This window comes from Streptomyces sp. NPDC048671 (assembly GCF_055587045.1).
In genome coordinates, this window is record NZ_JBVJHB010000011.1 from 261,579 (window position 1) to 275,247 (window position 13,669).

Annotated in this window: 17 protein-coding genes; 10 read left to right on the forward strand and 7 right to left on the reverse strand. The window is 72.5% G+C overall.

Features of this window, described 5'->3' with window-relative positions; translation table 11 throughout:
• Positions 1-9 precede the first annotated feature (9 nt).
• Positions 10-717, reverse strand: coding sequence for a ribonuclease H family protein (locus tag ACZ6S6_RS23910; RefSeq protein WP_362958906.1), 708 nt, complete (start codon positions 715-717; stop codon positions 10-12).
• Positions 718-913: 196 nt separating this feature from the next.
• Here ACZ6S6_RS23910 and ACZ6S6_RS23915 point away from each other — a divergent pair, with 196 nt between their 5' ends.
• Positions 914-1,096, forward strand: a complete 183-nt coding sequence (locus tag ACZ6S6_RS23915; RefSeq protein ID WP_362958904.1) for a DUF6381 family protein — start codon at positions 914-916, stop codon at positions 1,094-1,096.
• Between the two features lie 208 nt (positions 1,097-1,304).
• Positions 1,305-2,039, forward strand: coding sequence for an SDR family oxidoreductase (locus ACZ6S6_RS23920; RefSeq protein ID WP_362958901.1), 735 nt, complete (start codon positions 1,305-1,307; stop codon positions 2,037-2,039).
• Between the two features lie 237 nt (positions 2,040-2,276).
• Here ACZ6S6_RS23920 and ACZ6S6_RS23925 read toward each other — a convergent pair whose 3' ends face one another.
• Positions 2,277-3,146 carry a UbiA family prenyltransferase gene (locus ACZ6S6_RS23925; RefSeq protein WP_469706863.1) on the reverse strand — a complete coding sequence of 290 codons (870 nt, stop codon included), beginning with the start codon at positions 3,144-3,146 and terminating at the stop codon, positions 2,277-2,279.
• A 118-nt stretch (positions 3,147-3,264) separates the two neighbouring features.
• Here ACZ6S6_RS23925 and ACZ6S6_RS23930 point away from each other — a divergent pair, with 118 nt between their 5' ends.
• From ACZ6S6_RS23930 to ACZ6S6_RS23950, 5 genes are all read left to right on the forward strand, one after another.
• Positions 3,265-4,320, forward strand: a complete 1,056-nt coding sequence (locus ACZ6S6_RS23930) for a type III polyketide synthase (protein ID WP_469706864.1) — start codon at positions 3,265-3,267, stop codon at positions 4,318-4,320.
• 12 nt (positions 4,321-4,332) lie between these two features.
• Positions 4,333-4,860, forward strand: a complete 528-nt coding sequence (locus tag ACZ6S6_RS23935) for an isoprenylcysteine carboxyl methyltransferase family protein (RefSeq protein WP_469706865.1) — start codon at positions 4,333-4,335, stop codon at positions 4,858-4,860.
• Positions 4,857-5,870: an NAD(P)/FAD-dependent oxidoreductase gene (locus tag ACZ6S6_RS23940; protein WP_469706866.1), complete on the forward strand. Its 1,014-nt coding sequence runs from the start codon at positions 4,857-4,859 to the stop codon at positions 5,868-5,870. The genes ACZ6S6_RS23935 and ACZ6S6_RS23940 overlap by 4 nt, the downstream gene beginning before the upstream one ends.
• Positions 5,871-5,939: 69 nt before the next feature.
• Positions 5,940-6,572: a class I SAM-dependent methyltransferase gene (locus tag ACZ6S6_RS23945; protein ID WP_362958887.1), complete on the forward strand. Its 633-nt coding sequence runs from the start codon at positions 5,940-5,942 to the stop codon at positions 6,570-6,572.
• A gap of 170 nt (positions 6,573-6,742) precedes the next feature.
• On the forward strand, positions 6,743-7,090 hold the full coding sequence (locus tag ACZ6S6_RS23950; RefSeq protein ID WP_362958884.1) for a DoxX family protein: 348 nt from the start codon (positions 6,743-6,745) through the stop codon (positions 7,088-7,090).
• 68 nt (positions 7,091-7,158) lie between these two features.
• Here ACZ6S6_RS23950 and ACZ6S6_RS23955 read toward each other — a convergent pair whose 3' ends face one another.
• Together ACZ6S6_RS23955 and ACZ6S6_RS23960 are read right to left on the reverse strand one after the other, a co-directional pair.
• Positions 7,159-8,016 carry a helix-turn-helix transcriptional regulator gene (locus ACZ6S6_RS23955; protein ID WP_362958881.1) on the reverse strand — a complete coding sequence of 286 codons (858 nt, stop codon included), beginning with the start codon at positions 8,014-8,016 and terminating at the stop codon, positions 7,159-7,161.
• Positions 8,017-8,095: 79 nt separating this feature from the next.
• A complete protein-coding gene (locus ACZ6S6_RS23960; RefSeq protein WP_469706867.1) occupies positions 8,096-8,767 on the reverse strand; it encodes a TetR/AcrR family transcriptional regulator in 672 nt (223 codons plus the stop codon).
• A gap of 139 nt (positions 8,768-8,906) precedes the next feature.
• Between ACZ6S6_RS23960 and ACZ6S6_RS23965 the strand changes: the two genes are divergently transcribed.
• Positions 8,907-10,055 (forward strand): FAD-dependent oxidoreductase, encoded by a 1,149-nt coding sequence (locus tag ACZ6S6_RS23965; protein WP_469706868.1) that lies wholly within the window; start codon positions 8,907-8,909, stop codon positions 10,053-10,055.
• A 208-nt stretch (positions 10,056-10,263) separates the two neighbouring features.
• Positions 10,264-11,757: an MFS transporter gene (locus ACZ6S6_RS23970; RefSeq protein WP_469706869.1), complete on the forward strand. Its 1,494-nt coding sequence runs from the start codon at positions 10,264-10,266 to the stop codon at positions 11,755-11,757.
• 27 nt (positions 11,758-11,784) lie between these two features.
• On the opposite strand, the gene ACZ6S6_RS23975 is transcribed toward ACZ6S6_RS23970, so the two are convergent.
• The 3 genes from ACZ6S6_RS23975 to ACZ6S6_RS23985 are packed head-to-tail and all read right to left on the reverse strand — an operon-like array spanning position 11,785 to position 13,059.
• Positions 11,785-12,279, reverse strand: a complete 495-nt coding sequence (locus ACZ6S6_RS23975; RefSeq protein ID WP_469706870.1) for a cupin domain-containing protein — start codon at positions 12,277-12,279, stop codon at positions 11,785-11,787.
• 54 nt (positions 12,280-12,333) lie between these two features.
• Positions 12,334-12,705: a DUF4267 domain-containing protein gene (locus tag ACZ6S6_RS23980; RefSeq protein WP_469706871.1), complete on the reverse strand. Its 372-nt coding sequence runs from the start codon at positions 12,703-12,705 to the stop codon at positions 12,334-12,336.
• 42 nt (positions 12,706-12,747) lie between these two features.
• Positions 12,748-13,059: a hypothetical protein gene (locus ACZ6S6_RS23985; RefSeq protein ID WP_469706872.1), complete on the reverse strand. Its 312-nt coding sequence runs from the start codon at positions 13,057-13,059 to the stop codon at positions 12,748-12,750.
• On the opposite strand from ACZ6S6_RS23985, the gene ACZ6S6_RS23990 reads away from it, so the two are divergent.
• The gene (locus ACZ6S6_RS23990) at positions 13,058-13,663 is read left to right on the forward strand and encodes a hypothetical protein (protein WP_469706873.1); all 606 of its coding nucleotides are present in this window, start codon (positions 13,058-13,060) and stop codon (positions 13,661-13,663) included. The genes ACZ6S6_RS23985 and ACZ6S6_RS23990 overlap by 2 nt on opposite strands.
• Positions 13,664-13,669: the final 6 nt, after the last annotated feature.

A 13,669-nucleotide genomic window follows, 5' to 3' on the forward strand; every position in this document is an offset into this window, starting at 1 on the left:
CCGCGTGGGTCAGGCGGAGGCCGTGCGGCACTCCGGATGGCCCCAGCCCTGGTCGTTCTTGGCGATCGTGTCCTTGGCCGCGTACGGCTTCCCACAGTGGCACCGCCCGGCGAACCTGGCGCGGATGGTGGCACCGGAGCGGGCCGTTCTGCCCGTGCTTCCCGCCGTGGCGCCGGTGCTCTTGGCCGCACCGGCGGTCCGCCGCCCTTCGGAGGCGCGGGCGGCCACGGGCACCGGCAGGTCCGCGGACCCCTGGGAGGTACCGGCCGCGCGCTGGGCCACGGCCACCTCACTGGCCGCCTGGTCGGCGAGCGCGTTCAGCGGGTCGCCGTCCACCTGGTGGGCGGGCACGTAGACGAAGTCCACGGTCCGGCCGGTCAGCAGGGCGTCGATGCGGGCCACCAGATCGCGGTTGGCCACGGGTTTGCCGGCCGAGGTCTTCCAGCCGTTGCGCTTCCAGCCCCGCAGCCACTTGGTGACGGCGTTCATCGCGTACTGCGAGTCCATCCGGACCTCAAGCGGCACACCGGCGTCGACGGACTCCAGCAGCTCCTGCAGCGCGGTGAGCTCGGCGACGTTGTTGGTGGCGGTGCCCAGCGGTCCCGCCTCCCACCGAAACGGCCTGCCCGCGGCGTCGGCCACCACGTATGCCCAGGCCGCAGGCCCCGGATTACCCTTCGACGCCCCGTCACACGCGGCGATCATGCGCTCGTTCATACCCCTGATCATGCCAGCGTCGGGGGGCCACGATTCCCGCCGGTGCGGGAGCCGGCGCCCGCACCGCCGCACCAGCCCGTTCCCGGCACCCGCCCCACCTGCCACCTTCACGGTACGTAGCGGTTCGGAGTGCGACGGTCCCGGAGCGCTGGTTCTCTGAGGGAGCCCGCTCTTCCCTACCGTTCAAGGAGCGACGATGAGCGTTGCAGGAGAAACCGGCCGAGCCGGTCAGATGCGCGAGAAGGCCAGGCACATGACCGAGGCCGCGGAGCGCACCAACGACCCGGAGCAGCGCCGACGGCTCCAGGAGAAGGCCCGGAAGCTGCACGAGCAGAGCGAGCAGCAGGCCGGCCGGGGCGGCAGCGACCTCCCCCTGTAGCCACCGCGTCGCACGGGCGACCGATGACCGCCACTCTTCCATGAGTGGGTGGCGGCCATCGGTCGCTCACCGCTTTCGGCCCGCCGCGTCAGGCCGTCCTCGTGCCCCGCCGCCGCCCGGACCTGCCCGGGAGGAGTTCGATCTTCACTCCCTACGATGGTCACTCCGCCGGGGACATCGGGTCCTCGAACCCGAGTCAGGGGCATTCATGAGCCGTCATCCGGTCACCGTGGTCACCGGCGGCAGTCGCGGGATCGGCGCGGCCGTCTGTGTACGTCTGGCGAACGACGGTCACGACATCGCGCTGGGCTACCGCTCCGACGCCGCGGCGGCCGAGGCCGTCGCCGCCAGCGTGCGCGGGACGGGCCGCCGCTGCGCCGTGGTTCAGCTGGACACGACCGACGAGGCAGGTGTCGACCGGCTCTTCGAGTCCGCGGCCGCCGAGCTCGGCCCGGTCACCGGGCTGGTCAACAACGCGGGCGTCGGCGGGCCGACGGGACCGCTCGCGGACGCGGACGCGGCCGGGCTGCGACGCGCCCTGGACGTCAACGTCGTGGGGTACCTGCTCTGCGCGCGGCGGGCCGTGCGCGACATGAGCCGGACCGGTGGCGGGGCCATCGTGAACATGTCCTCGGCCGCCGCCACGCTCGGCGGCCCCGGTGAGTACGTCCACTACGCCGCCGCCAAGGCCGCCGTGGACACGATGACCATCGGTCTGTCGAAGGAGGTCGCGGCGGACGGCATCCGGGTCAACGCGGTGTCGCCGGGCGTCATCCGCACCGAATTCCACGAGGACCCCGAGCGCCCCGACAAGCTCGCCGCCGGCATCCCGCTGGGCCGGCCGGGACAGCCCGAAGAGATCGCCGGAGCCGTCGCCTGGCTGCTCTCGGACGACGCCTCGTACGCCACCGGGGCGATTCTGCGCGTGGCGGGCGGACGCTGACGTGCCGTTGCGCCGCGCCCCGCTCCGGCGGGCACCGGCGGATTCGGCGTTCGTCCGGGTCGGGGTACGGCACCCCGAAGGGCACATGGCGGCGCTCAGCAACCCGGTCTTCCTGATCTGATCAGCCGGCGCGGCGGGCGGGCAGTACGGGCAGGCGGTACGGCCGGCGCCGATTTCCGGCTGCTCGACGCGTGGCTGCGTACGGTGTGAGGCCACCGGCCCGGCCCGCCGCCCGGTTCACACCGGCGCCGCGCCGCGCACCAGCAGCAGGGCCACATCGGCCGCCGCCACGACCACGGCGGCGGCGAGCGCGGCCTTGCGCCAGTACCGGCCGAGCAGGAGCCCGGCCAGTGCCGTGGGCGCCGCCACCGCCAGGGTCAGCATCCCCCACCAGCCCGGCGGTCCGGCCGGGCCGAGCGCCAGCACCGCCGAGGCCGCCACCAGGGGCACCGGCAGCAGCAGTCCGGTGCCGGTGACACCCAGCCGGTGCGGCAGCCCGTACACCCCGTTGCGCAGGTCGTCCTCGATGTCGGGGAGCACATCGCCCAGATGGGCCGCCAGGCCCAGCAGCGCACCGGCCGTCACGGCCCACCATGCGGGGCCCGGACTTCCGGGCAGGGTCAGGGCGGCCACCGCGGGCAGGGCGGCGAACCCGATCACGTACGGGAGCCAGGACAGCGCTGTCGCCTTCAGCCTCAGGTTGTACGCCCAGGCCGCCGCCACCGCGGCCAGGTGCACCGTACCGGCGAGCAGTCCGCAGGCCAGGGAGAGCGGAACGCACAGCAGCGCGGCGGTGAACGCCGCCGTCCACACCACCTGACGGCTCACGGACCCGTCGGCCACCGGTTTGCCGTGACGGCCGGCCGCGGCGTCCCGCCGGGCGTCGAAGGCGTCATTGCACCAGCCCACCGAGAGCTGGCCGCTCAGCACGGCGGCGACCAGGAGGGCGCAGCGGATCCCGTCGAGGCCGACGCCGACGCCCAGCGCCCCGGCCAGCGCGCTCACCGCGACCACCGGCCCCGGATGGCAGGAGCGGGCCAGCGCGGCGGCGAGGCGAGGCGGACACACGGTCGTGGCGTGGACGCGCGGCGGGTCGGGGGTGCCCATCACGTGATCGTAGGTACTGCGTGCCGGACGGGCGTGACAGCCGCACGGGTTGTTTACGGTGTTCTATCCATCATGCGGGGCAGGGATGGGCCATGATGCCTCCGAATCAGGACCCGGGATGACCCGGATCGCCGCCGTTCACGGCACCCCGGCTCCGTACCGCCACACGCAGCGCGAGGTCACCGACATGGTGGCCCGCACCTGTCTGCCGCCGGGGGCCGACCGGCGGGTGCTGGACCGGCTGCACGAGAACGCCCGGGTACGCACCCGGAACATGGTGCTGCCCCTGGAGCGCTACGCGGAACTGGACGGGTTCGGCGACGCCAACGACGTGTTCATCGGCGCGGCCGTGGACATGGGCGCCGAGGCGCTGCGCGGGGCGCTGCGGACCGCGGGGCTGCGGCCCGCCGATGTGGACCTCCTGATGTTCACGTCCGTCACCGGGGTGGCCGCTCCCTCGGTCGACGCCCGGCTGGTGGGGCGGCTCGGTCTGCGCCCCGATGTGAAGCGGCTGCCGGTCTTCGGGCTCGGCTGCGTGGCCGGGGCCGCCGGGGTGGCCCGGCTGCACGACTATCTGCTCGGCCGTCCCGACGACGTGGCGGTGCTGCTCTCGGTGGAGCTCTGTTCCCTCACGTTCCAGCGCCACGACGCCTCGACCGCCAACCTGGTGGCGACCGCGCTGTTCGGTGACGGGGCGGCCGCCGTGGTGGCGCTCGGCGAGGGCCGGGCGTCCGGGGCGGGACCCGAGGTGGTGGCGACCCGCAGTCGCATGTACCCGGACACCGAGCACGTGATGGGCTGGGACATTCGCAGTACCGGCTTCAAGGTGCTCCTCGATCCGGCCGTCCCCGACGTCGTGCGCCGGTATCTCGCCGACGACGTGAGCGGCTTCCTCGCGGAGCACGGGCTCAAGCCGAAGGACGTGGCCCACTGGGTGTGCCACCCGGGCGGCCCCAAGGTCCTGGAGGCCGTCTCCGAGGTCCTCTCGCTTCCCGACGGCGCTCTCGACGTCACCTGGCGCTCGCTGGCCGAGGTGGGCAACCTGTCCTCCTCCTCGGTGCTCCACGTGCTGCGGGACACGCTGGAGCAGCGGCGGCCCGAGCCGGGGTCGCCTGGGCTGCTGATGGCGATGGGGCCCGGATTCTGCTGCGAACTGGTGCTGCTGCGCTGGTAGGTCGGAGGACACATGATCTGGTACACGGCACTGGTGCTGGCCGTGGCGGGCGAACGGCTCGCCGAACTCGTCGTCGCGCTCCGCAACAGCCGCTGGGCGCTGGCCAGGGGCGGCGTCGAGACCGGCCGCGCCCACTACCCGGCGATGGTCGCCCTGCACACGGCTCTGCTGCTGGGCTGCCTCGTGGAGGTCCGGCTCGCGGACCGGCCGTTCATGCCGCTGTTCGGCTGGGCGATGGTGGCCGTCGTCGCGGCCGCGCAGGGCCTGCGCTGGTGGTGCATCCGTACGCTCGGGCACCGGTGGAACACCCGTGTCATCGTCGTGCCGGGGCTGCCTCTGGTGACCGGCGGACCGTACCGCCTGTTCCGTCACCCGAACTACGTCGCCGTCGCCGCCGAGGGACTCGCGCTGCCGCTCGTCCACGGCGCGTGGGTGACCGCGGTGCTCTTCACCGTTCTCAACGCGGCGCTGATGACCGTACGTGTCCGGTGCGAGGAGGCGGCCCTCAGCGCCGCTTCGGCCGCGGACGTTCCGGCGTGATCGACCTCCTGGTGGCGGGCGGCGGTCCGGCCGGGCTGGCGGCGGCGATCCGGGCGGCCCGGCTGGGCCTGGAGACGGTCGTCGTGGAGCCCCGCGCCTCGCCCGTCGACAAGGCCTGCGGCGAGGGCATCATGCCCAGCGGGGTCGCCGCGCTGCGCGCCCTGGGCGTCGAGGTGTCCGGGCACCGGCTGCGCGGCATCCGGTACGTCGAGGGCGCGCGCAGCGCCGAAGCGGCGTTCCGGGGGCGGACGGGGCTCGGCGTGCGGCGGACCGAGCTGCATACCGCCCTGCACGGCCGGGCGTTGGAGCTCGGCGTCCGGATCGTGCCGGGCAAGCTCGCGGACGTGACGCAGAGCGACGACCGGGTCAGTGCGGGCGGGCTCACGGCACGTTGGATGGTCGCGGCCGACGGGCTGCACTCGCCGCTCCGGCGCGAGCTGGGACTGGACGGTCCGGGCGCTACGGTGCGCCGGTACGGGCAGCGCCGCCACTACCGGATCGCCCCGTGGACGGAGTTCGTGGAGGTGCACTGGTCCCGGCGCGGCGAGGCGTACGTGACGCCGCTCGGGGACGGCCTGGTGGGTGTGGCCGTACTCAGCCGGGAACGCCGCTCCTACGAGGAGCACCTGACGGCGTTCCCCCGGCTGGCCGCCTCACTCGCCGGCCGGGAAGCGGGTCCCGTGCGCGGCGCCGGCCCGCTGCGCCGGCGGGCGCTGGACCGGCGGGCCGGCCGCGTCCTGCTGGTCGGTGACGCCGCGGGGTACGTGGACGCGCTGACCGGTGAGGGGGTGGCCCTGGCGCTGGCGACGGCCGCCGCGGCGGTGGACGCGCTGGCCGCCGGCCGGCCGCAGGACTACCCGGCCCGGTGGAGGAAGCTGACCAGACGTCACCGATTGCTCACCGAGGGGTTGTTGGCGGTGGCTCGCCATCCGTCGACCGCCCGCCTGATCGTCCCCGCCGCATACCGAGTACCGGCCGTCTTCGGCGCGGCCGTGCACGCGTTGCAGTAGTCCGCGACGGTCGCGAATACTGTGGTGGCGGGGGCCTGGGACACTGGCCCGAGAAGGAGTGGATTCCCGATGGACTCAGGTCAACAGCCCACTGCCGCGACGGTGTTCGATGCCATCGGCGCCGAGTACGAGCGGGCCTTCGCCGGATCGGCCGCACACCACGCCTCGTTGGAACTGCTGCTGGAGCAGCTCGCCCCGCACAGCCGGGTACTGGATGTCGGCAGCGGCACCGGGCGGCCGACCGCGCAGACCCTGGCCGACGCCGGTCATGAGGTACTCGGTGTCGATGTCTCTGCGGTCATGGTGGACATCGCGTCCCGGCAGGTGCCCCGCGCCGCGTTCCGTTGTGCGGACATCCGTGAACTGCCCCTGGAAGAGGGGAGTTTCGACGCCGCCTGTGTGTACTTCTCGCTCCTGCAGATGTCGCGCGCCGACCAGTCGCAGGTGCTGCGCCTGCTCGCACGGTCGCTGCGGCCCGGCGGCCACTTGGCCGTCGCGACGGTGCCGTTGGACCTGGAGGGCGTGAGCGGTGAGTTCATGGGACGGCCGGTGCGGGTGACCAGCTTCGGGCCCGCGGAATTCACCGCGTTGGTGGCCGGGGCCGGATTCTCGGTCCTGTCGGAACGGAGCAGCGTGTTCACACCGGCCCATCCGGCGGCAGCGCCCGAACCGCACCTGTTCCTGCTCGCCCGGCGGACCTGAGGAAGCCGGCGACGGCGACGCGGACCGGGTGAGGCACGTCCGGGACGCGCCGGCCCCGCACGCCGGATGAGAACTTCTTCTCCGAATGTGTCACGTTCGCTCGTCGAGGCGTGTCAGTGCAATGCCGGAGCGAAACCGCACCGGCATCCGCCTGATGAGGAGTCCTCACGATGTCCATCGCTCACGTTGTCGTCACTCTCGTGGCCGCCGCCATGGCCGGCTACTCGGCCGGCGCCCTTCTCCTGCGCGCCCAGTGGGTCGTCCAGGCCCTGACCGACTACCGCGTTCCCCGCGCCTGGTGGACCTGGCTCGGCGCGGCCAAGGCCGCCGGGGCCGCGGGTCTGCTGGCCGGTCTGTTCGTGCCGGTCATCGGCGTCGCGGCCGGGATCGGTCTGGTGCTGTACTTCGCCGGTGCGGTCGTCACGGTGATCCGGGCACACCAGCACTCGCACATCCCGTTCCCCCTGGTGTACGCGGCGCCGGTGGTCGGGGCCCTGGTGCTGGGAGTCGCCGCCTGAAAGCCGGTCCGTCGCGGGTCCGGCCCGTCCGGTCCCCGTTCGCGGGAGGGTCCTCCGGTGGCTGCCGCTCAGCCGCCGGAGCCGCCGTCCGGGCCGTCCCACTCGGCGTACTCGCACAGCCCCGGGAGCTTTCCGGCCGTCTCGTCGTCGGACGGCAGGCACGAGACCAGTGTGAGGCCGGGGGTGTCCACGGGCGCCAGCTTCACGTAGTCGAAGGTCAGCCGGCCCAGTCCGGGGTGGTCGAACGCTCTGCGGGCCGGCCGGAACTCCGCGACATCGTGGGTGTCCCACCAGCTCCGGAACTCCGCACTCTCCCGGCGCAGGTCAGCCGTCAGCCCCTCGAACGACTCATCGCCGGTGTTGCGGTCCGCGCCGGCCCGGTACTGCTCCAGCAGGGCCCGCGCCTGCCCCGGCCAGTCCACCAGGAGCGTGCGGATCCTGGGCAGGGTGAACACCATCCTGATGAGGTTGGGCCCGACCCCGTCCCCGGCGTCCGAGGGCCCCACCAGACCGGCCTCGGACCGGTTGCGGGCCAGCAGGTCCCAGTTGGGGGCGAGCAGATACGCCGGATTCGGGTCGAGTGCGTCCACCAGGCGCCGCAACGCCGGGGTACCGCCCCGCGCGGCGGCCTCCGGAGGCGACACCTGGCCGGCCAGCGCGAACAGGTGCCGGGTCTCGGCCGGAGAGAGCCGCAGCACCCGCGCCAGGCTGAGCAGCACCTGACGGCTCACGCTGATGTCCCTGGCCTGTTCGAGCCATGTGTACCAGGTGACGCTGACCCCCGAAAGGAGGGCGAGTTCCTCGCGGCGCAGTCCGGGGGTACGCCTGCGGAGCCCGGCCTCGATGCCGACGTCGCCCGGCTGGACGCGCCCCCTGCGGGTGCGGAGGAACTCCGCCAGGACCCTGCGCCGCTCACCGTCACTCATCGAAACCCCCGATCCACCACGCACCGTGCGCCCCGGACCATACCGTCCGGGGCCGCCTCCTCCGGCAGGGCGCCGTCCGCTACCGGCGAGCGGTGATTCCGGTGAGGATCAGGTCGACGCCGGCGAGGAACTCCGCCCGGTCGTCGTGCTCGCGCAGCTGTCCGGCGACGGTCCGGGTGAACGCGTAATCGTCGGGGTCCAGCTCCGCCCAGGTGGCCGCCGCGGCGTCGAGGAACGCGGTCCGGTCCGCGCCCGGCTGGAGCGTCCGGGTGTTGGCGGCGTTCTGGCCGGCCACTCCGAGGATGTAACTCATCAGCGCGGACACCGCGGTGAACTGGGCGGCCCTGGGCACTTGGAGCGCCTGGACCTGTCGTCCGACGCGTTCGAACACGCGCAGCATCGGCGGCTGCCACGAGGTACGGGCGAGCTGCGCGCCGACCCATGGGTGGGCGTCGATCGCGTCGAACACACCGAGCGCGAGGGCCCGGATCGCGTCCTGCGGCGTGGCGTCGGTGTCGTCGCCGGCGACGGTGGTGGCCACGACAGCGTCGGTGGCGGCGGCCAGCAGTTCGGTCTTGCCGGTGACATGCCAGTAGATCGCCCCGGGACCGGTCGCGAGGTGCTCGGCCAGCGCGCGGAACGTGAGCCCGCTCTCGCCCACCGTGTCGAGGAGCTCGACGGCGGCGCTGACGATGCGCTGCGCGGAGAGCGGTTCCTGCCGTCGTTCCGGACGGCCCATCCTGGTTGCCATGCCCCCATCCTAGACACCTTGGAACGTCGTTCCAGCTTGACAACCCATGGAACAGCGTTCCACCCTGGATCTGCTGGAACAGCGTTCCAGGCGTGATCGCCGGGCATCCCCAGCGGTCCGCGATCAGGAAGGAGCCACCATGACCACTCCAGTCACGATCATCGGCGCAGGACTCGGAGGGCTGACGCTGGCCCGCGTCCTCCATGTCCACGGCATCCCGGCGACGGTCTACGAAGCGGAGACGTCACCGGCCGCCCGCACCCAGGGCGGCATGCTCGACATCCACGACCACAACGGGCAGCCCGCCCTCAGGGCCGCCGGTTTGTTCGACCGGTTCCTCGACCTCGTTCACGAGGGCGGTGAGGCGATACGGGTGCTCGACAGGCATGGATCCGTGCTGTTCGACCGGCCCGACGACGGCGGAGGCAAGCGGCCCGAGGTGCTCCGCGGCCGGCTGCGGCAGATCCTGCTCGACTCGCTGCCCGCCGGGACGATCGAATGGGGACGGAAGGTCACCGCGGCCCGCCCGCTCGGCGCCGGCCGGCACGAGCTCACCTTCGCCGACGGCCCGACCGTGACGACCGGCCTCCTGGTCGGCGCGGACGGTGCGTGGTCACGTGTCCGTCCCCTGTTGTCCGGGGCGAAGCCCGAGTACGTCGGCACGGTGTTCATCGAGACGTACCTGTTCGACAGTGACGAGCGCCACCCCGCGAGCGCGAAGGCGGTCGGCGGAGGATCCATGTTCGCGCTCGCGCCCGGAAAGGGGATCGTCGCCCACCGGGAACCGGGCGGGGTCCTGCACACCTACGTCCAGCTCAACAAGGCCAGGGAGTGGAGCGACGGCATCGACTTCACCGACGCCGGCAGGGCCACGGCCCGCGTCGCCGAGGAGTTCGACGGCTGGGCGCCGGAGCTCACGGCGCTCATCACCGACGGTGAGACCGCGCCGGTCCTGCGGACGCTCCACGCCCTGCCGGCCGCACACCGGTGGGACCGTGTCCCGGGCGTCACCATGCTCGGCGACGCCGCCCATCTGACGCTGCCCTCCGGCGAAGGCGCCAACCTCGCGATGTTCGACGGCGCGGAGCTCGGCGAAGCCATCGCCGCTCATCCCGACGACGTCGAGGCCGCGCTCACCGCATACGAGAACTCCCTGTTCCCCCGCAGTGCCGAAGCTGCCGCCGAGGCCGCGGACCTTCTCCCGCTCTACCTCAACGACGAAGCCCCGCAGAGCCTCGTCGACATGTTCACCGGCTCGGATCCGGGTGACGACCGACCGCGCCGATGAACGGGCGGGACGGGTGAACCACCGCCGCTCCGGCACGGCCCGTCGATCGGTGCCGGACGTGCGCCCGTCGAGGGGCTCCCGCCCGGCAGCGCGGCCCGGCTCATCAGGTTCTGAGCCTTCGGCCACCGTGCACGCCCAGGGTGGTACTGCCGCCACCAGCATGTTCTCTCCCTGTTGAACCGTCCGGGCCCGCACCAGAGTCATGCCCATGAATCGCACCCGGCAGCCCGCCGATCCCCCACGCTCCGCCCCCGCCACCGGTGCTGCCGTGCGGACCCGCCCGCCCGCCTCGCCCCGGCGCGTGCTCGCCGTCATCCACCTCGGCGTCTTCATGGCGGTCCTCGACACCTTCATCGTGGTCATCGCGGCTCCGGCCATCCAGGACGACCTGGGGGCGTCCGACTCCGATGTCCAGCTGGTCCTGGCGGGCTACCAGCTCACCTACGCCGTCGCGTTGATCACCGGCGCCCGGCTGGGTGACCGGTTCGGCCGCCGGCGGTGCTTCCTCATCGGCGTGAGCGTATTCACGCTGGCATCGGCGGCCTGTGCCCTCGCGCCGGGACCCGGCTCCCTGATCGCGGCCAGGCTCGTCCAGGGGCTCGGCGCCGCCGTGATGTTCCCGCAGGTGTTCGCCATGATCCAGACCCTGCTGCCGCCCGCACAGCGGCCGCGCGCCTTCGGCACGCTGGGCGCCGTCATCGGTGCCGCGGGGGTCTGCGGCCAGATTCTCGGCGGCCTGCTGCTCTCCGTCGACCTCTTCGGGGCGTCCTGGCGCCCGGTCTTCTGGGTCAACGTTCCCATCGGCCTGATCACGCTGGCGCTGGCGGCGGCTCTGGTGCCCGAGTCGCGGCATCCCGGCGACCGTCGGCCGGACTTCGCCGGGATGGCCGTGCTGAGCCTCGCGCTCGCCCTACTCATCGTCCCCGTCATCGTGGGCCGAGAGGCCGGCTGGCCCATGTGGGCCCGGATCAGCCCGGTCGCCGGAGCGCTCGCGCTGATCGGCTTCGCCGCCGTGGAGCGCCGGGTCGAGGCGCGAGGCGGTTCCCCGTTGCTGCGGCTGGGCCTGTTGCGCAACCGCGCTTTCGCCGTCGGCATGCTTCTGGTCCTCCTCGCCTATTCCGGCATCAATTCCTTCTTCCTGGTGCTGTCCGTGACCTTGCAGGACGGCCTCGGACTGGACCCGCTGAGGGCCGGGGTGAGCTACGTGCCGTTCGCCGTCGCCCTCTTCGCGGGAAGTCTCGTCGCCGGGCGCTCGGCGCGGTACGGGCGGCGGCTGCTGCATGCGGGAGCGTTGATCCTCGCCCTCGGCCACGCGGCCGCTCTCGCCGTCGTGGCCTGCGCCGGGGACTCACTGACAGCGTGGTTCCTGGCCGGGCCGCTGCTCGTGGTCGGGGCGGGCAACGGCGTACTGGTCACCCCGCTGCTCAACGCCGTACTCTCGCGCGTCCGTCCGGCGGAGACTGGCATGGCATCGGGCGTGCTCTCCACGGGCCAGCAGATCGGCGGTTCGGGCGGGGTGGCCGTCGTGGGCGTCATCTTCTACGGCAGCCTGGGCCGTGGCGGTCACGGGGACGTTGCCGCGTACGGACACGCCCTGACGGCCTCCCTGGTCCTCAGCCTGGCGCTGGCCGTCGCCGTCTCGGCCCTCGTGTCCCTGCTGCCGCCCACCGGCCAGGAATCGCGCGTGCCACCGGGACCCTGACGGAGCGCGGTGCCGGGCCCGAGCCGTTCATCCCCGGGCCTTGCTCCAGGCCTCGCTGTTGAGGAAGTAGGTGTCGTACAGCTCCTGGACCTCCAGCAGGCTCTCCGGCGGCACCTTGCCGTAGGCGATGCGCTCCAGATGGCGGAAGTACTCGAAGCGTTCGACGCCCGGGGTGATGACGATGAGGATGTCGGCGTCCTCTCCGGGAGCGGCGGCGAAGGCGTGCGCGAGGCCGGGCGGGACGATGACGAGGTCGCCCCGTTCGGCGGTCACGAGCTGCTCACCGGAGAGCAGTTGGGCCGTGCCGCCCAGTACGTAGAACAGCTCGGCCGATCGCGAGTGGTGGTGCGGCTTGGCGCCGTCCGCCCCGTTGGTCAGGCTGACCCGCTGGGTGGACAGCGCGCCGCCGGTCGAGCTGCTGTCGGCCAGCAGCCTGATGGTGGTGGGCGCCCGGCCGATCACTTCGGCGTCGGCGGAGCGGACGAGAACGGACTCGTCGAAGTCCGGCACGATCAGCGACATCTGTGACTCCTTGTCTGGAGAAAATCCGTCTCGTTGCGGGAACGGGCCCCGGTGTCAGACGGCGAAGAGGAGAGCGGCGTTGATGAGCATGACCACGGCCGTGGCGAAGTGGATGCCGAAGGCGACCGCCCTGGTGCCCCCGTTACGCAGAACGACAAGGGTGTCGCCGAGCGGGAGGATGCTGACGATCAGCATGAACAACCCGGCGGCATGAGCACCCGAGAAGGCCAGCAGGGCGAGGCCGAGTATGCCGTAGGTGAGGTCGCGCAGACCCTTGATGGACAGGTAGGCCGCGTCCCCGTCCTCCTTGGCCGGGACACCGTAGCCGGCGGCGGAGACGCGCGGCACCACGAGGAACCGCACTCCGATGAAGATGACCATGGCGTTGAGCAGGATGGCGAGCCCGTAGGCGAGGGGCATGAGCATGATCCGTCTCCTTTTCTAGCACCGCTAGGAATTGGATCGACACTAACATGTCGATGACCCATTTCCTAGCGACGCTAGACTTTGGAGCGTGGGGGACGCCAACGCCTCCATGGGGACGTCGAGATGGCGTCCGATCACTTCGGCGACGGCCCGGATCGGGACCCCCTCGTCGGCGACCGCGTGCAGCGCGGATCCCGCGGGGGCCTGCTCCAGCGCCAGCCGGAAGAGACGCGCGGCATCGAACCGGGCGACGGCGGGCCAGCGGTTGGAGCCGTCCTCGACATAGCCGGAGACGCCCTCGTCGCGGGCGATGCCGACCAGGGCCGCCATGAAGCCGTTGTCCCCTTGGCTCATGTTCGCGCTCCGGGAGGTGCTGATGCGGAAGGCAGGCCGCACTCGGCTCCGGGCGCTCCGCGGCGCCGCCCTGAGAGCAGTCAGCGCGTCGGCCCGTGCCGCACCGGCCGGCCTGCTCGTCGCCGCTCTCCTGTGCGCGGCGCTGCCGTCCCCGTCGTACGCCGAGTCACCGTCGACCGGCTCGAACCAGCTGTACCGGTACGGCTACTCGCTGGGCTTCCACCCGTTCACCCGACCGCACGACGTACGCAGGCAGCTCACCGACAACTTCTGGCTGTTCCCGGTCAGCGGCGGCTGCCCGACCGTGATCCGTCCGGCGGACGAATGCGATCTGCTGGGCGCAAACCCGGTCCGGGTGGAGGCGATCGGGTACAACAGCCTTCAGATCGCGACGCTCCCCGGCCATGACCTGGGCGACGGCATGCACATCCGTTTCACGTTCGCGCGCAGTCTCGGCCTCCACTGTCTGGTGGTCAGCGCCTGGCAGGACAGACCGACCCGGTGCACGGAGAGGACGCTGTGCCGTGCGGCGAGCCGTGCCGGTGCCTGGGCTCTGTGGCGCGTCCTCTCCGAGACCCTGACGGTGTCCGCCCACACGGCCTGACCGGGC